Below are 19581 nucleotides of genomic sequence, written 5' to 3' on the forward strand. Positions count from 1 at the left end.
CCGTCAACGGGTGAGAAGGATCTTTCCGGTGTGCGCGCTCGTTTCCATGACACGGTGCGCCTCCGCCGCGTTCCGCATCGGTACCGAGCGGTCGACGACGGGGCGGACGACTCCTTGTTCTACCAACGGCCACACCTGCTCGCGTACTCCCGAGACGATGGCCGCCTTCTCGTCCCGGGGACGGGAACGGAGGGTCGTCGCCTGCACGGAAAGCCTTTTCACGAGCATACGCCCCAGGTCGGCCTCGGCACGGCGGCCGCCCATCAGCGCGATGATCACCAGACGGCCGTTCGTGGCCAGGGAACGCAGGTTGGCGTCCAGGTAGGAGCCGCCCATGATGTCGAGGATGATGTCGGCGCCGCCCGCCTCGCGCATGCGCTCGGTGAAGTCCTCGTCCTTGTAGTTGATCAGGATCTCGGCGCCCAGCTCGCGGCAGCGCTCCAGCTTCTCCCGGCTGCCCGCCGTGACGGCCACCCGGGCGCCCAGGGCGCGGGCGAACTGGATGGCGAAGGTGCCGATACCGCTGCCGCCGCCGTGGAGCAGGACGGTCTCTCCGGCGCGCAGGCCTCCGACCATCACCAGGTTGGACCACACGGTGCAGGCCACCTCGGGCAGCGAGGCGGCCTCCACCAGGTCCACGCCCCGGGGCACCGGCAGCAGCTGGCCCACCGGCACGGCGACCTTCTCCGCGTAGCCGCCCCCGGTCAGCAGGGCGCACACGGGGTCGCCGACGGACCAGCCCGCGTCCTCGGTGCCGGGTCCGAGCGCCGCGACGGTGCCCGAGCACTCCAGGCCCGGGTACTCGGAGGCGCCGGGGGGAGGCGAGTAGTTGCCCTGGCGCTGGGCCACGTCGGCCCGGTTGGCCGCGCTGGCGGCCACGTCCACAAGGACCTCCCCTTCGCCGGGGACGGGGTCGGAAACCTCGGACCAGGTCAGGACCTCGGGGCCGCCCGGTTCGGTGATACGGATCGCGTGCATGAGCCAGACAGTACCTGGGGAGGTTCACCGGCAGCCAGAGGATCACTCTGTTCACCCTCCCCGGAGGTACTCCGGTGGGGTCGGGAGGGTAGGAGTGATTCCAGGGAGCGGACCTGTCCCTTCCCCGCTGCGGTATCCCTCCCTCCACAGCACACCCCCTTCAAGCAGGAGAGCCCCGGTGGCACACCAGGAACAGAACGGGCCGGATCGAGACGCCGAGGCGGGCCCCGTACCGGAGGCCGAGGAGCGGATCGGGCCGGACGGCCGGGCCGACGACCCGGACGGGGCCGAGGAGGCGGGCACCGAGGCCGCGCCCGGTCCGGCCGCGCCCGCGCCCTCCCCCCGGGAGCAGTGGTTCGGCGGGTTCGAGGGGGCTGCTCCTCCCCCGCCGCCCTATGCCCGGATGCCCGAGGACACCCCGTTCCCGGCGCCGGGAACGGGGTACCAGGGATCGGCGCCCGTGGACGACGACGGGAACGCGGACGCCGGTGGGGACGCCGTCGGCGAGTGGGCACCGGAGCCGGAGCCGGGACCGTTCCGGCCGACCGCGGTGCCCGAGCCCTCGGAGCCGCCCGGGCCGGTCGGGACGTCTGCCGGGACATCTGAGGTACGGGAGACCTCTGAGGCGCCCGAGATACCTGAGGCTTCCGAGATACCTGAGGCTTCCGAGATACCTGAGATGCCTGAGGCGTTGGACGCGCTGGAGGTACCCAAGACCGCGGGGGCCTCCGGGACCGATGAGGGGTCCGACAGCGCCGACGACGCCGAGAACGAGACGCGGAGCAGCACGGTCCGGCTGCTGCCGGGTTCCCCGCGCAGGCGTCCGCAGCGCCCCGAACGTCCGCAGCGGCAGCGGCTCCAGCGCCCCACGAGGCCGGGCGGGGAGCCGGACCCGCTGGCGCCCCGCAGGCCGCGCCACGATTCCGACGTTCCCGAGCCCGAGCAGTTGCCGCCGCTGGAGACCGGGCCGGGGTCCGGATCATCCCCCGGCTCCGCGACCGACACGGATGCTCCGGGGCGGGGACCCGGAACGGGGGCGGGGCCCGGGACGTTCCCCGGGACACGGCCGGGTGGCGGTCCTCCCGAGCCCGACGGTCCCTTCCTGCCCGCGACGACGGGCGCCCCGCGGGGCCGTCCCGAACCGCCGCCCACGCTCACGGGCCCGCGTGCCGACCTCGCACCACCGGCGAAGCCGACGACGCAGCCGGGCACGGATTCACCGGCGGGCCCGCCGGCGCCGGACCGTCGGCGCGACGGTCGGGACCGGGAGACCTCCGAGTCCCTCAACGCCGCCACCCTCGTGCGCAACCGGCGCCAGGGCCCCAGCGGCGGCTGGCGCAGGGCCGTGCACACCGCGACCCTGGGCCTGGTCAACCCGGGGGAGTCCGCCAAGGTGCTGCGCCAGCGCGAGCTGGTGGCCCGTGCCTGCGCGCCCGTGGCGACCGGACACCACCGGGTGGCCGTGCTCAGCCTCAAGGGCGGTGTCGGCAAGACCACCACCACGGTCGCCCTCGGCGCGACCCTGGCGTCCCTGCGCGGCGACCGGGTACTGGCCGTGGACGCCAACCCCGACCGGGGCACGCTCTCGGACAAGGTGCGGCTGGAGACCGCCGCGACCATCCGCGACCTGCTCAACGAGCGCCACCTGGTGTCGCGCTACGCCGACATCCGCGGGTTCACCTCCCAGGCACCCAGCCGTCTGGAGATCCTGGCCTCCGACCGCGACCCGGCGGTCTCCGAGGCGTTCAGCGACTCCGACTACCGGGAGGTGGCCCGCATCGTCGAGCACTTCTACTCCATCTGCATCACCGACTGCGGTACCGGCCTGCTGCACTCGGCGATGCGGGGGGTGCTGGGACTGGCCGACCAGGTGGTCCTGGTCAGTTCGGCTTCCGTGGACGGGGCGCGCAGCGCCAGCGCCACCCTGGACTGGCTGGAGGCGCACGGCCACGGCGCCCTCGTCCGCAGCGCGGTGGTGGTGCTGTCGATGGTGCGGTCCGACAGCAAGAGCAGCGTGGACCTGAACCGGTTGCAGGAGCACTTCTCCGGGCGGTGCCGCGACGTGGTGCGGGTGCCGTGGGACGGGCACCTGGAGGAGGGGGCCGAGGTGGACCTCGAACAGCTCGCGCCCGCCACGCGGGACTCCTACCTCCAGCTGGCGGCGTCCGTGGGGGAGGCGTTCGCCTGGCAGAGGTGAGGGCACGGACGCGGTGTGCGTGGGCCCCTTCCTGGTTTCCGGGATCCGGTTTCGGACAGGGGAGGAACAAGGGGGAATGGGGATGAACGCACAGGAACGCTCGCCAGCGGTCGTGGTCGGTGTGGACGGCACGCCCGCCTCCCACGCCGCCCTGGTCTGGGCGACCGAGGACGCGGCCAGGCGTGGGGCACCGCTGCGGATCGTGCACGGCCTGGGCATACCGGTGGTGATCGGCGCCTACGGTGATCCGGGCGACTTCGCCGTCGAGGACCTGCGGCAGGCGGGGCACGACCTGCTCACCGCGGGCGCCGCGTACGTGCACCGGGCCCGGCCCGAGGTGAACGTGGCGACCGTCCTGGCACCGGAGGACGCACCAGCCGTCCTGCTCAACGAGGCCCGGCCCGGGGACGTCATCGTGATGGGCTCGCGCGGCCTGGGCGGGATCCGGGCGATCATGCTGGACTCGGCCAGCGTGCGGGCCTCCTCGCACGCGCCCTGTCCCGTGGTGGTCGTCCCCAACCTGGAGAGGCCGCCGCCGCGCCGGGGCCGCGTCGTGGTGGGCGTGGACGGGTCCGAGTCCTCCCGCCGCGCCCTGGGCTTCGCCCTGCGGGAGGCCCTGGTGAGCGGGGCGGAGGTCGTGGTGGTCAACAGCTGGCAGGTGCCGCTGCCCGCGAACGCCGAGTCGCTGGCCGCCGACGACCGCGCTCTGCACGAGGAGACGTTCGACCGCCAGTCCGAGGAGGTGGTCGCGGGGCTGCTCGCCGACGTGGTCGACGACCGGACCGAGCACCTGGAGATCAGCGCCGTACGGACGCAGGCCAACCCGGTGGAGGCCCTGGTGGAGGCCGCCCAGGAGGCGGACCTGCTCGTCGTGGGCTCGCGTGGCCGCGGGGGAGTCCGTGGGCTGGTGATGGGATCGGTCAGTCAGGGGGTGCTGCGGCACTCCTCGGTACCCGTCGCCGTCCTGCCGCCGCACTCCGGGGACGAGTGACCCGTGCCGCTCCCACGGCGGGTCGGTCTCCTCGGCAATGATGGACCGCAGTGCTAGGGCGTGTTCGTCGAACACGCCTTGAGGGGGAACTATGGCAAGCAATGAGGAGCGTTCGCCCAGGGTCATCGTGGGGATCGACGGTTCCGAGCATTCCTGGGCGGCTCTGGACTGGGCCGCCGCCGAGGCCGCCCGCAGGGGTGCGCCGATCCTGGCCGTGTACGCGCTGGGGATGCCGATGGTCGTGTCGGCCAACGCCGGGCCCACCCGCTTCGACCCCACCGAGGAGATCTCGGACCAGGCCATCGAGGTGATGAACCGGGTGACCGAGCGCGTCCGCGAACTCCAGCCCTCGGTGACCGTGGAGACCGAGACGGCCCTGGACGAGGCACCGGTGTCGCTGCTGCGGCACTGCCGCCCCCACGACCTGCTCGTGGTCGGCACGCGGGGCCTGGGCGCGTTCGCGTCGATGTTCGTGGGATCGGTCAGTGTCCGGGTCGCGGCCCAGGCGCCCTGCCCCGTCGCGGTGGTGCCCTCGCGCGAGGGCAGGCCCGCGACGACCTCCCTGAACCGGGTCGTGGTCGGCGTGGACGGCTCCACGAACGCGCGCCGGGCGCTGGACCTGGCCGTGGACCTGGCGAGCGAGAGCGGAGGCGAGCTCGTCGTGGTCAACAGCTGGGAGGTGCCCTATCCGTACGATCCGGTCGCGATGACCGCCATGGGCTACGAGCCCCAGGAGAAGCTGTTCGACCGCAAGTCCGAGGAGCTCGTGGCCGGGATGCTGGCCGACGCCGCCGACGAGCGCCGCGAGGGCCTCGACGTGGAGGTCAGCGTGGTGCGCACCCAGGACACCCCGGTCAACGCGCTGCTCCGTGCCGCGGAGGGAGCCGACGCCATCGTCGTGGGCTCCCGCGGCCGGGGGACCGTGCGCGGCCTGATCATGGGCTCGGTCGGCCAGGGCGTCCTGCACCACTCCGAGATCCCCGTGGTGGTCCTTCCCCACCGTGCCGAGGACTAGCTAGCCGGGCGGCTCAGGCGTTCGTGCGGGGTACTCCAGGCAGAACGGGTGCCCCGCGGGATCGGCGTAGACCCGGAACAGGTTGCCGGGATCGTCCTCGGCGACCGCCAGTTGCCTGGCCCCGAGCTCCAGCACCATCTCCTCGGCGGTGTCGATGTCCTCCACCCAGACGTCGAGGTGCATCTGCTGCGGGCGCTCGGGAGCCGGCCACTCGGGCGGCTGGTGGTCCGGCGCGTACTGGAACGCCAGTCGCGGCCACTCCTGCCCGACCACCGGCCACTCACCCTCCTCCTGGGCCACGGGCAGCCCGAGCAGCTCGGAGTAGAAGTCCGCGAGCGCACGGGGGTCGGGGCAGTCGATGACCATGGTGTGAAGTCGTCCGATCATGTCCCGCACCCTTCCCCGCCGCGCCGAAACGATGCGTGCCATGTCGACACGTCGCCGGAGCGACGGGTATCTCCCGCGCCGACCCCCTCGTGCAACCCCGGACCGGGAGGGGACTCACTCCGCCTGTGCGGTTCGTGAAGCTACTTCCGGAACGTGCCGCGCTGGGGCACGGTGAACACCAGTCCCTCCTCCACGAGCACGGCGATGGCACGTCGCACCGTGGAGCGGGCCAGGCCGTACTGCTGAGCTTGGGGGCGGTCGCATGAGCACGTCGTTCCCTTGGGGTGCCCTCGAACCGGACATCCCGACAGGGCCGTACGACTCCCTGTCCGAGGCGCTCCGGTCATGTCCACGCCATGCCGGTGAGGTTTATGCGGCATTGCGCGAGGCCGACCGGCTGCTGTCGCTGCTGGACACCCACCTGCGGGCGGGCTGCTTCCCGAACCCTGGCGGTTCACCGGTCACGACCGCGGAGAGCAGCGGCTGGGGGCGTCCAGCCCAGAGCGCGCGTAGCGCGCCGTGTTCCGGACCTGTGTCACGGGACCGACGGAGCCATGTGCGACCATATTCGCCGGGTCGCGCCCCGGCGCTGTCCTCGGCGATGAGGTCCTGGTGACGAGCGCGGGCGGACCCTTCAGAGACCCCCGTGTGCCCTGACGTCTCTTCGAGACCACGGCGGCCAGGGCACGCGGGCCTTTCCCCACGTCTCCCCCCCGCGCGTCTGTGCGCGCCCGCGAGGAGCCACGGCCCCGGGGGCCGAGCCGGCCCGGACGTACCGGGGGCCGGTGTCCCCGGCCCGTTGGCGCCTGATGCGCCGTGGCCCGGGCCCACCGGCCCCGGTCTCTGCGGAGGGTGTGGGATTTGAACCCACGAAGTCCCGTTGTACCGGGGGACCCTAACGACCTGTCGACAAACCGACGAACCGCCTTGTGACCTGCGCGGACGTTCCGAGGGCTTCCCAGTGCTTCCGGCCCCTTCCCGGAACCGTGTGCGATGAATGTGCGATGCCCTGTGTGTCTGCCACGTGCCTTCGACCCAGGTGGGCCGCACGTTCCTGGTGGGCTCACCATAGCTGCCTCAGCCCAAGTATTCGGCAATCACGGTTTCGGTCCCGTATGGGTTCTGGCGCGATCGGTCTGTACCCCCACGCGTCCTATGCAGCGCCAGGTTCCATGCGGGCTTGGAGGGGTCCAGGGGGCGCTGAGCCCCCTGGTACCGCCAGTCCTCCTTGCACTACCGGGTGTCTCTCAACCCGAGGACGTCCGGAGCGCTAGGGAAGAATTTCCTTGGCGAACCAGCGCACTGTCAGTCACAATGATCAGGCCAGATAATGCGAGTTCGGAAAGTCGATCCTTTTTTGTTGTTAATAGTGGTAAAGTTGATTTTACCTTATAAATTAGGAGGTCGCATGAGTGAGATGGTCCTTGATACACAGGAGATTGTGTCTCTTAGTAGAAAAGGTAAGCCACCGCCTGGTGGTGATGTGTTTATCACTTCAACCACGGCGCAAGAGCTTTTTTTCTTGAGGGTTAAAGGTTCCGGAAAGCCTGCCTATTGGATTCCTACACTCCATAAAGTGAGACATGCCGAGCTCATGGATCGAAAAGAGTGGAGACTCCTTGTAAAGGAGTATGCTTCGCGGGGATCTGCATACCGTGATCGTCATCTAGATAGGCTGGTAGCCGACTTTGGCCGTGACTATCCCCCCATCGTTGAGACGGGGCATACATCAATCGCTCGGATTATCAATGAGCGAAAAGGGTGGCTTTTTCCAATGTGTGCTGACGTCGGCGGCTTAAAATTTTTGCGCGAGATGAGATCGCGAGCGGATTACCTTGATGAGTACGGAATTCGCTGCAAGCCCCTAAATGGGAAGGCGGTGAATTCTGCACTTCCTATGTTCCACGCTTTTGTGGGAACTTATGCGATGAAGCTGGACTATCGGAACTCCTTGAACGATATCTTCATTCTATCGGTGGCGAGTAATTGGAGGGCTCCACTGTTAACCCGAGATAGGCTGCTAGCTAATTTCTCGAAGAATTATCTTGGAGCGGAAGTGGAGGATTTCCAGGGGCGTGGAAAAATAAATTTCCCGGAAAATTTTCGCGAGACTCAGAAGATGCGAGAATCCAAAATGTATGTGAACAAGAACTGGAGGATGATCGCTGATCTGAAGCGGAGGGGCCTAGACTAGTGCATCAATATATACTTGAAATGGCATCTTTGCATATGCCTTGGTTGTAGAGCACTATTTTTGGTTCCGAAGCTGGTGTGGGACCTGTGAAATCGATCGTGGCGCTACCTCTCCGGTCCGGCCGCTGCTGGCTCGGGACCGGGCGCCAGCCCGCAGCCCGAGCCAGGCGGCGAGTCGTTGCGACGGCGCTTGCGCCGTCGCCTTGATCCCATACAGCCCAACTCGGCAAACACATCAGTACTTGCGCACTGATTTTTTGCTTGCCGCGTACTGTTCGCCAGAGAAATCGCCGCTGAAGAGGTCTTCGTTTAGAAGTCGAATCACGTGATCTTGATTCTCCTTTTTAAGTGATATTGTTCCATTTGGCATGTAGACTTCAGGGTCTAGGCCGCGACTTATCATTTTTTCTCGGAGCACTTTTGTATCCAGGCTCTCAATGTGAGGCTTCCTCAGGAGGCTTGTCACCTTAGCTCGAAGATGGCTGTTTGACCGCACCCTTTCAGCGAAGCCTTCGATGTCTTCTTCAGCTATTGGTATAAGTGTGGCGAGTTTCTCTACCCACTCCCTGGTCCTCGCGAGAACTACCTCGGTTTCTTTGAAGAGGCGCTCAAAAGCCTTTTGATTAAAGGACCACACTCCCCATTCGGTTATTACGATGTCCCAGTTGTCCTCAAATTGGAAGACTGGATCTTTGATTTGAGTCAATGAATTGTCGAATATGCCAACCAGAGATTTTTCTGCAAGTTTTATCGGATTTCCGACCTTAATGAATATCGATCTCCTTTCTGGATTGTCCCCGAGAATGAGGGAATAGAATGCCAACTTCTTTTTCTTTAGCTCGCGGCTGTCGGCATTTTGAAGGGTCGTTGCCTTTTTTAGAACTTCAACGACTGCTGTATCCTGAAGCTCTTCGTGCTGTATCTTCAGAAAATCTGCTTCGCCTTTCTCGTCGTCCGGGTCATAGTCCTTGCCCGTGCCAGTGGTAATCCGCTCCGCTGCCTCTTTAGCATACCGCTGCAGCTCGCTCTGAAGGTCGCCTCCGAATCTAATGTACCGACCGTGAACTTTCTTCCCGGTGCGCCAGGCTCCAATGAGGGTTGCGGAACCGCTAGTGGGGATATTTGTATTTTCCAACCTACTCTTCCTCTTCTGTGCTGTATTTCGCTTCTCTTCTTTCGATGAGCATGTCATCTCCGAATTTTGATGCCTTAATGACCTCATTCTCTTGTATGTGCCTTCTTGTTACGAGATAGGCGTTTAGTCCGAGTTTGGTCCTCACCTTTAAAACTCTATATCCCATAATATACAGCAAGGGATTGATTTGGGCAACGGAAGTGTGGAGATGGATTAATGCTGCCATCATGAAAAATATCGCATAGGAAACTAGATCGGGACCGCTTGGCTCCGAAGTGGTCATGAAGGGGAGGAGGTACGCTGCCAAGTATGAGGCAGCCTCTGTTCCTGCGGGCTGTACCTGTGTGATCTCATGCGGACCGGCAGAGCTTCTTTTATCCGTAATGATAATTACGGATAGTCCTGCCACGCCAGCGAAGAAAAGGCAGAACATGAATATCTGAACGTGGCCAAGAGAAAATAGTCTTAGATCTACATCGTTTCCCTTGAATTTGATTGCCAACATTAAAAAGAGCGGAGAGTAAGAGGAAAAGAATAGGATGAACTTTGCTAGTTTTGTCATCGGGCCACCTTGAATGTTGGCATGCCACGATCATAGCCTTCAGGTGAGACACTTCAGCGGAGCCCGACGTGGCCGCGTGAGAGAAAATTGCTTGTTTTCTCAAGGCGGCTGCAATATCCCTTAGGTGTAGATCGATGACTTAAACCATTTTTAGAGCTTTTTTCCAGGGAAAATATTTCGCGTTATTCAATCCATCTCCAGTGTCATGTGGCATGAAAGAATCTGGGCCAATTAGCACGGGGACCTGTTCGCTGCGTAGCTTCTCGATACTCATCTTGAACGGGGCACGACTGGCGTAGGCAGAGTTCACGAACGGGAGGATGGCGGTCGGCACTCCGAGGCCGATGGCCTCGTTCAACACGTCCAAGGCGTAATTGTCGGCGATGCCGTTCGCCAATTTATTGATCGTGTTGAACGTGGCTGGGGCGATGATGATGGCGTCTGCCTTGGGGGAACGGGGTTCTCCTGGTGTGCGGTGCTGGCTCCGCACTGGTCGACCGGTCTGCTTCTCCAACGCCTCGACGTCAATGAAGTCCACCGCTGCTGGGGTGGCCATGACTTGAACGGTCCAGCCCTGCTCCTGGGCCAAACCCACCATTGTGCCGACATCCGAGGCCGGTCCGGCTGCGCACACCACTACGTAGAGCGTTTTCTGTTCGCTCACTGAGTCAGGCACCGACCCTTTTCGCGAGTTCGCTGACGCTGCCGTACAGATGCCCGCTCGCCCGCGTTCGGATGTCGTTGATCAACTGATGCACCACCGGACGTGCGGTCAGTTCTTCGCTCGCCATCTCCTCGGCGTTGCGCAACGCGTGGTAGGCGTGCTCGGTTTTCCCCCACTGCTGGTAAGCGCGGGCCGCGTCGATGAACAGCGTTACCTTGCGTTCCATGACCTCGATGTTGTCCAACTGCACCTGTCGGGCGTAGTCGATGGCGCTGCCCGCGTCGCCCAGCTCGACGGCGGTGCTGACTCGGTGAAGGAGTACGTTGGTGGGGCCGAATGCCGTCCACTGATAGTTGAAATCTCCGCCGAGTCGCTCGCCTGCGTCGCCAGCCTCGTCAAGCAGGCTGAGCGCCTGGCCCCGGTCCTCGCGCTTGGCCGCTGATACCGCGCCGCTCAGCAGAAGTGACCCGTACACCGACAGGGATTCCGGCGTGGGCTCGTCCATGGCGCTGTCCACACGTTCGGCCGTGCTCGTCGCCAGTTCCGTCGCCGCCTTGTAGTGCCGTTCACGCATCAGTGCTCGGGTGAACGCTCGGGCGCTGGCACCCACAACCGCGGGGTTCTCGCTGTCCTCAGCGGCTCGCATGCTCCGATCAGCCGCGAGGTAGGACAATCCCCGCTCCTCGCACTTCAGTAGCAGGCTCGCCGCAACGTGATAGGCCTCCGCGCGGAGTGCGTGAACCTGGGCGGCGTCGTCCCCCTCTACTCCGGTGGCGGCGTCATCCAGGTTTCGCAACAGCTCGGGCAGGTGCTTGGCCAAGGCCGTGTAGTGGCACGCTTGGTACCCGACCTTGGCGGAGTGTGTCCGCTGGGATAGCTCTCGCAGACTGGTCGCCGATCGTACGGTGCCACGGCTGGTGCCCGCGTACCTGGTGAGTGCTGCGGCGATCTCGTCCATGTCTAGCATCGAACCACTCGTGGCTTGGAACAGGGCGGTTCCGGCCAGTCCGACGAATTCGCGACGGCGCACGTTCGAGACCTCCCCTCGGTCTGGGCTCTTCTGCGCGGGCAGCCTCGGGGGTGCCGAGAGCGCCGCACCATTGTGTCCAGTGAACGCGCCCGGATTCCTCGGGGCAAGGCCGAACAGCATCCGGGACGGGGGGTCGGGCATGCTGATGCCCTCGGCGACCCGCTCGTACACCTCGAAGGCCGTGACGGTCTTGCGGCCGTTCAGGATCTCGCTCACCCGGCCCTGGGACAGACCGGTCGCCGCCGAGATTGCCATCTGGCTCGCGCCGCCGTACTGGCGCACGAACTGGAAGAGCGCCTGGACATCGCGCCTGCGTAGGAACTCGGCCGTGTGTTCTCGCTCCCATGCCCACGAAGGGATGGTGATCCGGCTCGTCGGGTGTCCCTGCATCCTGACTCCTCGGCGCTGCGAGTACGGGTACAGCCAGTATCCCTCTCTGTCATCCCGAGGAGGAATGGGTTTCGGATTCCCAACCCGGGATGGTTGGCCTCATGGATGCCAGGAACGGAATGCAGTGCAGGTCATGCCGTGGGCGGGGCTGGAAATCCGTCCGACCGCGACGACTGGTCGTCGTTCGATCTGTGCCTGGCGAGAAGCAGGCAACGCGTGCGGCGGTCTGTCCCTTCTGCAAGGGGACGGGAGAGCGCTCCGTCACGGTGGAGTCCTCCACTGACAGCGGTCTCGCCTGCTGATCCATGACACGACAGACCCCCGCGACGCGGTGGAAGGCGTCCGGGGGCGCGGCCAACCTGAGGAAAGCAGGCTGACGTGAGCGACCTTATCGCCCTGATCCGGGCTTGGGTGACTCTGATTCGACCGAAACGACACGGCAGGCACCACCGCACCGGCCCCCGGCCCTACTACCTGCCCACACCCGCGCGGGTGGAGCTGTGGCCCGCACCGGACCCCATCGTGATGGATGCAGGCGACCCCCGTGCCTACTCCCTCCAACGCGGTCCCTACACCCACCTGGAGCACCGGCGCCGCGCCCAGCGGGCCGAACGGGACCGGCGGGGGATCGACCTGCTGATGCAGATTGCGCGTTCGACTCCTGCTCTCGATGACATGGCCGAGTTGCGTGACCTGGTGCGCACGGCCATCGCGGTCGGGGCGGTGCGGCGATGAACGCTGATGCATGTGGGCCCATAGCTGGCCGCGACACGCTGACCGAGTGGGCACGGGAACAGGGTGTGCGGGTGCGGGTGGCCTGTGAGGACTGGGAGTCCATCACCTACGAAGCCGTCTCACCCGGCCCGGACGGAACCGCGGTGGTGCAGCGGTACCGGTGCATGCTGCCTCCGGCTATGGCGCTGCGTCGCCTGCGGCTGACCTACATCGTCGGGCTTTGGCACGACGTGGGTGGGGCGGTGTGCAACCACGTCCGCCGGGTCGTGCCCCCGGTGCTCTCCTCAGCGGACGAGGCAGCCCGCCATGACGTGACGCTGGTCGCCGCCGCGCTGGTGGAAGCCGAACGCCGGGCGGTATGCGGGGCCACGGTGGACAACCTCACCGTCTACACCGTGCAGCGCGCCCAGTACTGGCGGCCCTTCTAGCGGCGCTTCTCAGACCCCCGCGTGCCCTGACGTCTCTTCGAGACCACGGGGCCCAGGGCACGCGGGCCTTCCCCTCTTTCACGGCGACGTGCACACCCCACGGGTGTCTTTCCGCCGTGCTCCCTGGCCAGCGGTGGGGTTCATATGTGCCCCCACCTGCTGACAGGGACAATCAACCCAAGTAAGCTACTCGACCACACGAGTACTAGAGTCACCAGGTGGACATCATGTCGAGTCTGGAGTTCGCTCCGCCCAAGTACGTACAGATCGTGCGGGCGATCCAAGAGCGCATTGAGGACGGTACCTATCCGGTGGGGGAGATGCTTCCCTCGGAGTCACGGATGGTGCGCGAGTTCGGGGCCGGACGCTCCACGGTCGTACGCGCTTTGCAGATCCTGAGCATGCAGGGCTGGATCGAACGCGAACACGGACGAGGCTCCTTCGTACGCGGCGTCCCGCAACAGACCTCCGAGCGCTCCCATGCCGGGGCCAGTGCCTTCGACGCCTCCGAAGAGGCCAAGAAGAGTCACATCCTGACCGCTGGACGCTCCCCGGTGTCCGCTGCCGTTGCTGAGGCAATCGGTGTGCCTGAGGGTTCCCCGGCCATCATGCGTCAACGCCTGGTCCTGGGCGAGGGCGAACCCAGTGAGCTGGTCACCCTGTGGTTCCCCTTGGACGTAGCCGAGGGCACCGACCTGGGCGAGACGCAGCCGATCAGCATCGGCGCACGCGAACATGTGCAGATGGTCAAGCAACTCCGGCCCTCCAAGGTCGTCGAACGGCTCTGCGCACGCCTGGCCACAAGCGCCGAACGCGAACCCCTGGGCCTGGACGAGGGCACCCCAGTGCTGGGCATCACCGCGCGGATACTCGATGCCTCCGGAGATGTGATCGCGGTCGCCGAGGTCGTCCTCCCCGGTGACCTGCACGAACTGGAGGACTCCTACCCGGCCGTGTAAGCGCGGGCAGAACACCGGCCACTTATCTACTTGTCTGATCAAGTGTGGCCGGTTATTCTGAGCCTCTACTTGACCGATCGAGTGGTTGAGTGGTCATGAGGAGGAGGCTGAGAGATGGCTATTCAGGGTGCGTTGCCGGTGGCGTTCGCCGCGGTGTTCCCGCACGGTGCGTTCGCGCTGGGGGTGGAGGCGATCACCGACTTCGAGACCAAGCGGCCCCAGCTCGACAAGGACACGGGGTTGCCGCTGTGGGCGGTGGACGTGATCGACGCCGACCCCGAGGCCCGGGGCAAGGCCAAGTCGGTCAAGGTCAAGGTCGCCGCCGAGGTCTGCCCGACCCTCCCGGATGAGGTCCCGGGCCTGCCGTTCCGTCCGATCGAGTTCGAGGCGATGGCGGTCATGCCCTACGTGGATGACAACGGGCGTCGTCCCCGGGTGGCGTACTCGCTGCGCGCCCGTGGCGTGAAGGCTCCCGGCGGTGCCGCTGGCAGTCGTCGGACTCCGGCGGCCAAGGACGCCGCTTGACCCCCGACATGTAAGCGGGGCGGCCTGGTGCTGCAACACCTCGGCCGCCCCTGAATCCCTCCTGCGACTGCGAAATCTCAGAAGAGGTGTCTCCAAGTATGTCCGATGACCCCCGTGACCTGTCCGGGCGCAGCGGCCCGGAACTGGTCCGCCTGCTGCTGGACGCGACCAACCCCCCACTCACCACCGACGCCGAGCGGGCGGAGTTCTTCGACTTCAAAGCCCGGGTGTTCGCCACTCTCGCCCACCGGGACGAGAACCCGGCGGCTGCGCGGTTCGCCGCCCGTGCCCGTGCCGACCGTGACCGGCTCCTGGCCCAGATCGAGAACGCGAACCGGGGTGGCCGGTGATGATGCGTCAATCCAAGGTGGGAGCGGCCCAGTCCTCTCCGACCCTGCCGACCCCGGCTCAGGGGGTGCGGTGGACGACCCCGATCGTGGAAACCCCCGGGATCGTCGTGCTGGCGTCGTGGATCTGGCGTCTGGTGCGGTTCCTGGTCACGCTGCCGTTCCGGTTCCCTGTCATGGTCACCTGCTTGGCCGCCTCGGTCGGGGCCTGGTGGTGGCTGGACTGGCCCGGCCTCGCTGGGCTGTGGGGGACTGTGGCCGTGGTGTCCCTGGTGTGGTGGCGGATCTGGCCGGACTCCTACCGCATCTGCATCACGCTCCGCTTGCTGGCCTGGTGGCGGCACGTGTTCGTGTACCGGCGTCACTGGCAACCGGTGCTGGTGATCTCCGGGCTGGCCGAGTCCTACCAGGAACGCCGCTACCTCCCGCGTATCCGCCGGGTCTCCTGCAACGCTTGGGCCGACTATGTGCGCGTCTCGTTGGTGGCTGGGACTGCTCCGGTGGACTTCGAGCACCGCGTGGCCGAACTGGCGCACGGCTTCGCCGCCCCCTCCTGCCGGGTGGTCGTCAACGGTCCCCGTGACATCACTCTGGAGTTTCCCCGACGCGACACGTTGGCCGAACCCCTGCATGCCCTTCCGGTTCCTGACTCCCCGGATCTGGATGCGCTCCCGGTCGGGCAGCGCGAGGACGGCTCGCCGTGGCTGTTGCGGCTGCACGGAACCCACGTGCTCGTGGTCGGGGTGACCGGGGCTGGCAAAGGCTCGGTGATCTGGTCCACCGTGCGCGCCATGCTCCCCGCCATCTCCGAGGGCACGGCACAGGTGTGGGCGATCGACCCCAAGCGCATGGAACTGGCCTACGGACGGGACCTGTTCGCCCACTACGCCGACACGGGCGAATCCGCGGTGGCCCTGCTCGAAAAGGCGGTGACCGACATGCAGGAGCGGGCCGAACGCTACGCGGGCAAACAGCGCTCCCACGTCCCGACGACGGCTGACCCTTTCGTGGTCGTGCTCCTCGATGAGGTCGCCTTTCTGACCGCCTACCACCCCGACCGGGACGTGCGGCGCCGCGCGGAGAACGCCATCGCCACCCTGACCTCACAGGGACGCTCGGTCGGCTTCGCCGTGCTGGCCGCGTTGCAGGACCCTCGCAAGGAAGTCATGAACCTGCGCAACCTCTTCCCCGACAAGGTGGCGCTGCGCCTGGACGAGGCATCACAGGTGGACATGGTCCTCGGTGAAGGAGCACGCGAACGCGGTGCTGAGGCGCACCTGATCGACCCCACGCTTCCTGGTGTGGCCTACGTCAGGGTGGAGGGTTCCCCCTCCCCGGTGCGGGTGCGGGCGACGTACGTGTCGGATGAGGACATCACGGCCATGGTGAACGGCTACGGCCTCGGCTTCTCCTTTGACGAGGAGGAAGCTTGACGGCGGCGATGGTAGAGCCAATCCCACACATAGAAGCTCGTCCCGACTATTGCGAGGACCACGGCGCAGGCAAAGATGATCCAAAATCTGCCGGGGTAGGGGTCCTCATAACCCAAGAGCAACTGGCTTGTCTTCAGCACTATCGGGCCGAAGACGAAAAGCAGAATCCATGGGGGAAGCCTCTTGGTGAGCATGTGGTGGGGGACTCCTGGCCTGTGCTTGTGGAGGTGGGGTGATGCCCACTCCTACTGGTAAGACAACCCGGGCCGAACGACTTGCGCAACCACTCGCCCGTGAGATGGCCGAACAGGTCGCTGCCGACCACGGGGTGTGCATTCGCCCGGTGTCCCTTCGACGTACGGACATCGCGACCGGTGCCAGTGAGGTGATCGATGTCCCGTGCGGGTCCACCCTGGAATCACGGTGCCCGGCCTGCGCGAAGCGCAAGAGGTCGCTACGGCGAACCCAGTGCGAAGAGGGCTGGCACCTGACAGAGGAACCGGTGGTGGAACCCGATCCGCCGTCCGAGGAACAGCGCTCCTGGGTGGAACAGCGTGCGATGGTCACCGCCGAACGGGACCGTCTCGCCACCACGGGGGCCGCTGACCCGGAACAGCTCTCGGCGCTGGATGCGGCGATCACTGACCTGGACGAGGAGATCACCGCCTCCGGCCTACGCGGCTCCATCACCCGCTCCGGTGACACCTCGGGCTCGTCGGGTTCGCGGCGGGTCCGCTCGACCAAGCGGCGTCAGGACGTGCCCGACCTGCCCAAGCGGCCCATGACGAGGAAGACGGTCGGGCGGGCCTTCACCGATCCGAACTCGGGCAAGGTGTTCCGGCCCTCGCTGTTCATCACCCTGACGTTGGACTCCTACGGGCGGGTGCGCTCGGACGGCACACCGGTCGACCCCTCCACGTACGACTACCGGCGGGCCGCTCGGGACACGTTGCACTTCTCCAAGCTGGTGGACCGGTTCGTGCAGAACCTGCGCCGCGTGGCTGGGTTCGATGTCCAGTACTTCGCGGCCGTGGAACCCCAACGACGCCTGGCCCCGCACCTGCACATGGCTACCCGGGGCACGATTCCTCGGGCGGAGCTGCGCCAGATCGCCGCCGCGACCTACCACCAGGTGTGGTGGCCCGCCGCCGACACGGTCCGCTTCGAAGGTGACCACCTGCCGGTCTGGGACGAGGACAACAACACCTACCTCGACCCCACCACAGGGGAAGTGCTCTCCACCTGGGACGAGGCGCTGGACGAGATCGACGAAGACCCCGATGCGGAACCCTTCCACGTGGTGCGGTTCGGCCGTCAGGTGGACGCTAAAGGTGTGGTCGCGGGCTCGGAGGACGCTTCGCGGTGTGTGCGCTATCTGGCCAAGTACCTGACCAAGGACATCGCCGACTGCCACACCGTCGAGTCCATTTCCCAGGAACAGCACGTGGACCGACTCCTGGATGCTCTCCGTTTCGAGCCGTGCTCGCCCCGGTGCTCCAACTGGCTGCGCTACGGCATCCAACCCCAAGCCCTCAAGGCCGGTCTGCGCCCCGGATTCTGTCGGTCCAAAGCCCACCGCCGCGAACACCTGGGCTACGCGGGTCGCCGCGTCCTGGTCTCGCGCAAGTGGTCGGGCAAGACCCTCGCCGACCACAAGGCGGACCGGCTCGCCTGGGTCCTGGAAACCCTCGGCGTCGATCCCACAGACGAGGACCAGGGAGACGAGGACAACCCGCGTTCCCCGGTGCTGGCCTCGGTCGCCTCGGGCTCCTTCGAATGGGAACTGGCACGCCCCACTGATCCGGACGTGGCTCCCCGGGAGCAACGCCTCCTCCGGGCGGTGGGTGAAGCGCTCAAACGCCGTGCCCAACTCGACGCCGCACGGCAGAACGATCTTTCGGCAACTCCGGAAACGAGGGCCGCATGACCCCCACAACCACCACACCAACCGTTCCCCGGCCCCGTGCCGACTCTGCCCTGTGGTCGGTCAAGGACGCCGCTGCCTACCTCCGTGTGCCCGCCAAGACGCTCTACGAGTGGCGCTACAAGGGCGACGGTCCTCCCTCCCACCGGATCGGCCGGTACGTGCGCTACGTGCCCGCTGAAGTCCGTGCCTGGGTCACCTCCCGCTGACTCCACCCCCTGAAAGGAAACTCTCATGGCCCGTGCGTGGGTCTATGACCGCACCAAGGACAAGGCGTACGTGGAGGCGGTGAAGAAGGCCAAGGCGTCCAAGCGCACTCCGCCCGGTCGGTGGTGGGTCCGCTACTACGACCCCTCCGGGAAGATCAAGAGTGGCGGAACCTTCAAAAAGAAGCCGGACGCGGAGAAGAAGCAGACCGAGATCGAGAACAGCCTTCACGAGGGTTCCTACCGCAACCCCCACGACGCCAAGGTGACCTTCGGTGAGATGGCGGAGAAGTGGCTCATCACCCGCACCGACATCAAACGGTCCACGTGGTGGCAGTACCGGGCGGTCCTGGACAACCACGTGCTGCCGCGCTGGGGAGACCTCCGCCTCTCGGCAATCCACACCGAGGACGTCGCCGTGTGGGTGGCCGAACTCCAGAAGCCCCGGGACGAGGGCGGTAGCAATCTCGGAGCATCCCAGACCAGGCACGCGCACGTCGTGCTGTCCATGGTCCTGGGCTGGTGCGTCCCCCGGCGCATCCCCTTCAACCCGGCCAAGGGCGTACCGCTGCCCAAGCCCAGCGAGGCCGAACACGTCTACCTCGACCACGCCCAAGTGGAAGCGCTGGCCAACGCCTCCCTGACACTGCGCACCAAGTACGGGCAGGAACTCGCCTCGGCCAAGGTGAGCCGGGCGCTCATCCTGCTACTGGCCTACACCGGCATGCGGTGGAGTGAGGCCGCCGCTCTACGCGTAGGAAGGGTGGACCTGGACAGGAGGCGTGTCCGGGTCGTCGTCACCTTCGCTGAGGTGGACGGCAAGCTCGTCGAACAGCCTCCGAAGAACGGCAAGTTCCGGACCGTGCCCGTTCCCCGGTCCCTCGTCCCCGAACTGCGGTCCTTCGTGGAGGGGCGGCCGGATGACGCGCTGGTCTTCACCACCAGGCGGGGCGCCCCGCTGCGTATCCGGAACTGGCGCAACCGTGAGTTCGCCCTGGCGGTGAAGGCGGCCGGGCTCGACGGCATGGGGCTGACCCCCCACAAGCTTCGCCACACCGCCGCGTCCCTCGCCATCGCGGCCGGCGCGGACGTCAAGGTCGTACAGGCGATGCTCGGCCACAAGACCGCGACCATGACCTTGGACCGGTACGGGCACCTGTTCCCGGACCGCCTGGACGAGGTGGCCGACGCGATGGACGTCGCCCGTCGGCAGGTCCTCGCCGCCTGACCCGGGGAACGGAGAAGGCCGGTGGCTCCCCGGGCCGTGTGCGATGAATGTGCTACGGGCCCGGACCACCGGCCTTCGCCGTGTTCCGTGGAAGCCCCCCACCTGGGGAGACTTCCTGACTCTGCGGAGGGTGTGGGATTTGAACCCACGAAGTCCCGTCAAGGACTTGGTGCTTTTCAAGAGCACTGCACTCGGCCGCTATGCGAACCCTCCAGGTGGAGAGGAACTCTCCGCCAGTCATGGTAGCCCACAGT

General features: G+C 66.1%; 20 protein-coding genes and 1 tRNA gene. 13 read left to right on the top strand and 8 right to left on the bottom strand.

What is annotated here, in order from left to right; all coding sequences use genetic code 11:
* Positions 1-3: 3 nt before the first annotated feature.
* The gene (locus FYX01_RS20575) at positions 4-978 is read right to left on the bottom strand and encodes an NAD(P)H-quinone oxidoreductase (RefSeq protein ID WP_150243868.1); all 975 of its coding nucleotides are present in this window, start codon (positions 976-978) and stop codon (positions 4-6) included.
* Positions 979-1156: 178 nt separating this feature from the next.
* Between FYX01_RS20575 and FYX01_RS20580 the strand changes: the two genes are divergently transcribed.
* The 3 genes from FYX01_RS20580 (at position 1157) to FYX01_RS20590 (ending at position 5181) form a co-directional block, all read left to right on the top strand.
* Positions 1157-3175, top strand: coding sequence for a nucleotide-binding protein (locus FYX01_RS20580; RefSeq protein ID WP_150243870.1), 2019 nt, complete (start codon positions 1157-1159; stop codon positions 3173-3175).
* 82 nt (positions 3176-3257) lie between these two features.
* Complete coding sequence (locus FYX01_RS20585) at positions 3258-4166, top strand: universal stress protein (RefSeq protein ID WP_150243872.1); 909 nt, start codon at positions 3258-3260, stop codon at positions 4164-4166.
* A gap of 91 nt (positions 4167-4257) precedes the next feature.
* A complete protein-coding gene (locus FYX01_RS20590) occupies positions 4258-5181 on the top strand; it encodes a universal stress protein (RefSeq protein WP_190394410.1) in 924 nt (307 codons plus the stop codon).
* On the opposite strand, the gene FYX01_RS20595 is transcribed toward FYX01_RS20590, so the two are convergent.
* Both FYX01_RS20595 and FYX01_RS27185 read right to left on the bottom strand, forming a co-directional pair.
* Entirely contained in the window at positions 5182-5568 is a 387-nt protein-coding gene (locus tag FYX01_RS20595) for a VOC family protein (RefSeq protein ID WP_150243874.1), read from the bottom strand. It abuts the gene before it with no gap.
* 140 nt (positions 5569-5708) lie between these two features.
* Positions 5709-5948 (bottom strand): GntR family transcriptional regulator, encoded by a 240-nt coding sequence (locus FYX01_RS27185; RefSeq protein ID WP_150243876.1) that lies wholly within the window; start codon positions 5946-5948, stop codon positions 5709-5711.
* Positions 5949-6976: 1028 nt separating this feature from the next.
* Between FYX01_RS27185 and FYX01_RS20605 the strand changes: the two genes are divergently transcribed.
* Positions 6977-7762, top strand: coding sequence for a PIN domain-containing protein (locus tag FYX01_RS20605; protein WP_150243878.1), 786 nt, complete (start codon positions 6977-6979; stop codon positions 7760-7762).
* Between the two features lie 234 nt (positions 7763-7996).
* Here FYX01_RS20605 and FYX01_RS20610 read toward each other — a convergent pair whose 3' ends face one another.
* The 4 genes from FYX01_RS20610 to FYX01_RS20625 all read right to left on the bottom strand — a co-directional run bounded on the left by FYX01_RS20610 (position 7997) and on the right by FYX01_RS20625 (position 11542).
* Positions 7997-8953 carry a Kiwa anti-phage protein KwaB-like domain-containing protein gene (locus FYX01_RS20610; protein WP_190394411.1) on the bottom strand — a complete coding sequence of 319 codons (957 nt, stop codon included), beginning with the start codon at positions 8951-8953 and terminating at the stop codon, positions 7997-7999.
* Complete coding sequence (locus FYX01_RS20615) at positions 8898-9458, bottom strand: hypothetical protein (RefSeq protein ID WP_150243882.1); 561 nt, start codon at positions 9456-9458, stop codon at positions 8898-8900. Before FYX01_RS20615 ends, FYX01_RS20610 begins: the two co-directional genes overlap by 56 nt.
* 139 nt (positions 9459-9597) lie before the next feature.
* Entirely contained in the window at positions 9598-10134 is a 537-nt protein-coding gene (locus tag FYX01_RS20620; protein ID WP_150243884.1) for a flavoprotein, read from the bottom strand.
* Positions 10127-11542, bottom strand: coding sequence for an XRE family transcriptional regulator (locus tag FYX01_RS20625; RefSeq protein WP_150243886.1), 1416 nt, complete (start codon positions 11540-11542; stop codon positions 10127-10129). Before FYX01_RS20625 ends, FYX01_RS20620 begins: the two co-directional genes overlap by 8 nt.
* A 378-nt stretch (positions 11543-11920) precedes the next feature.
* Between FYX01_RS20625 and FYX01_RS26810 the strand changes: the two genes are divergently transcribed.
* The 9 genes from FYX01_RS26810 (at position 11921) to FYX01_RS20670 (ending at position 19327) form a co-directional block, all read left to right on the top strand.
* A complete protein-coding gene (locus FYX01_RS26810; protein ID WP_223830570.1) occupies positions 11921-12277 on the top strand; it encodes a hypothetical protein in 357 nt (118 codons plus the stop codon).
* The gene (locus FYX01_RS20635) at positions 12274-12705 is read left to right on the top strand and encodes a hypothetical protein (protein WP_150243888.1); all 432 of its coding nucleotides are present in this window, start codon (positions 12274-12276) and stop codon (positions 12703-12705) included. The genes FYX01_RS26810 and FYX01_RS20635 overlap by 4 nt, the downstream gene beginning before the upstream one ends.
* Before the next feature lie 218 nt (positions 12706-12923).
* On the top strand, positions 12924-13664 hold the full coding sequence (locus tag FYX01_RS20640; protein ID WP_150243890.1) for a GntR family transcriptional regulator: 741 nt from the start codon (positions 12924-12926) through the stop codon (positions 13662-13664).
* 114 nt (positions 13665-13778) lie between these two features.
* Entirely contained in the window at positions 13779-14189 is a 411-nt protein-coding gene (locus tag FYX01_RS20645; protein WP_150243892.1) for a plasmid replication, integration and excision activator, read from the top strand.
* 98 nt (positions 14190-14287) lie between these two features.
* A complete protein-coding gene (locus FYX01_RS20650) occupies positions 14288-14539 on the top strand; it encodes a hypothetical protein (RefSeq protein WP_150243894.1) in 252 nt (83 codons plus the stop codon).
* The gene (locus tag FYX01_RS20655; RefSeq protein ID WP_150243896.1) at positions 14539-15969 is read left to right on the top strand and encodes an FtsK/SpoIIIE domain-containing protein; all 1431 of its coding nucleotides are present in this window, start codon (positions 14539-14541) and stop codon (positions 15967-15969) included. The genes FYX01_RS20650 and FYX01_RS20655 overlap by 1 nt, the downstream gene beginning before the upstream one ends.
* 235 nt (positions 15970-16204) lie before the next feature.
* On the top strand, positions 16205-17896 hold the full coding sequence (locus tag FYX01_RS20660) for a replication initiator (RefSeq protein WP_150243898.1): 1692 nt from the start codon (positions 16205-16207) through the stop codon (positions 17894-17896).
* Entirely contained in the window at positions 17893-18102 is a 210-nt protein-coding gene (locus tag FYX01_RS20665; RefSeq protein ID WP_150243900.1) for a helix-turn-helix transcriptional regulator, read from the top strand. Before FYX01_RS20660 ends, FYX01_RS20665 begins: the two co-directional genes overlap by 4 nt.
* 25 nt (positions 18103-18127) lie before the next feature.
* On the top strand, positions 18128-19327 hold the full coding sequence (locus FYX01_RS20670; RefSeq protein WP_150243902.1) for a tyrosine-type recombinase/integrase: 1200 nt from the start codon (positions 18128-18130) through the stop codon (positions 19325-19327).
* A gap of 124 nt (positions 19328-19451) precedes the next feature.
* Here FYX01_RS20670 and FYX01_RS20675 read toward each other — a convergent pair.
* A tRNA-Ser gene (locus tag FYX01_RS20675) sits at positions 19452-19540 on the bottom strand.
* Positions 19541-19581: the final 41 nt, after the last annotated feature.

Origin of the sequence: Nocardiopsis quinghaiensis (assembly GCF_008638365.1) — a bacterium.
Taxonomy (GTDB): domain Bacteria; phylum Actinomycetota; class Actinomycetes; order Streptosporangiales; family Streptosporangiaceae; genus Nocardiopsis; species Nocardiopsis quinghaiensis.

What these genes read in the sequence shown, in the direction of transcription:
- FYX01_RS20575 (WP_150243868.1), bottom strand. Translation starts at nt 978, where the DNA reads ATGCACGCGATCCGTATCACCGAACCGGGCGGCCCCGAGGTCCTGACC.
- FYX01_RS20585 (WP_150243872.1), top strand. Translation starts at nt 3,258, where the DNA reads ATGAACGCACAGGAACGCTCGCCAGCGGTCGTGGTCGGTGTGGACGGC.
- FYX01_RS20590 (WP_190394410.1), top strand. Translation starts at nt 4,258, where the DNA reads ATGGCAAGCAATGAGGAGCGTTCGCCCAGGGTCATCGTGGGGATCGAC.
- FYX01_RS20595 (WP_150243874.1), bottom strand. Translation starts at nt 5,568, where the DNA reads ATGATCGGACGACTTCACACCATGGTCATCGACTGCCCCGACCCCCGT.
- FYX01_RS27185 (WP_150243876.1), bottom strand. Translation starts at nt 5,948, where the DNA reads ATGCCGCATAAACCTCACCGGCATGGCGTGGACATGACCGGAGCGCCT.
- FYX01_RS20605 (WP_150243878.1), top strand. Translation starts at nt 6,977, where the DNA reads ATGAGTGAGATGGTCCTTGATACACAGGAGATTGTGTCTCTTAGTAGA.
- FYX01_RS20610 (WP_190394411.1), bottom strand. Translation starts at nt 8,953, where the DNA reads ATGACATGCTCATCGAAAGAAGAGAAGCGAAATACAGCACAGAAGAGG.
- FYX01_RS20615 (WP_150243882.1), bottom strand. Translation starts at nt 9,458, where the DNA reads ATGACAAAACTAGCAAAGTTCATCCTATTCTTTTCCTCTTACTCTCCG.
- FYX01_RS20625 (WP_150243886.1), bottom strand. Translation starts at nt 11,542, where the DNA reads ATGCAGGGACACCCGACGAGCCGGATCACCATCCCTTCGTGGGCATGG.
- FYX01_RS20635 (WP_150243888.1), top strand. Translation starts at nt 12,274, where the DNA reads ATGAACGCTGATGCATGTGGGCCCATAGCTGGCCGCGACACGCTGACC.
- FYX01_RS20645 (WP_150243892.1), top strand. Translation starts at nt 13,779, where the DNA reads ATGGCTATTCAGGGTGCGTTGCCGGTGGCGTTCGCCGCGGTGTTCCCG.
- FYX01_RS20650 (WP_150243894.1), top strand. Translation starts at nt 14,288, where the DNA reads ATGTCCGATGACCCCCGTGACCTGTCCGGGCGCAGCGGCCCGGAACTG.
- FYX01_RS20655 (WP_150243896.1), top strand. Translation starts at nt 14,539, where the DNA reads ATGATGCGTCAATCCAAGGTGGGAGCGGCCCAGTCCTCTCCGACCCTG.
- FYX01_RS20660 (WP_150243898.1), top strand. Translation starts at nt 16,205, where the DNA reads ATGCCCACTCCTACTGGTAAGACAACCCGGGCCGAACGACTTGCGCAA.
- FYX01_RS20665 (WP_150243900.1), top strand. Translation starts at nt 17,893, where the DNA reads ATGACCCCCACAACCACCACACCAACCGTTCCCCGGCCCCGTGCCGAC.
- FYX01_RS20670 (WP_150243902.1), top strand. Translation starts at nt 18,128, where the DNA reads ATGGCCCGTGCGTGGGTCTATGACCGCACCAAGGACAAGGCGTACGTG.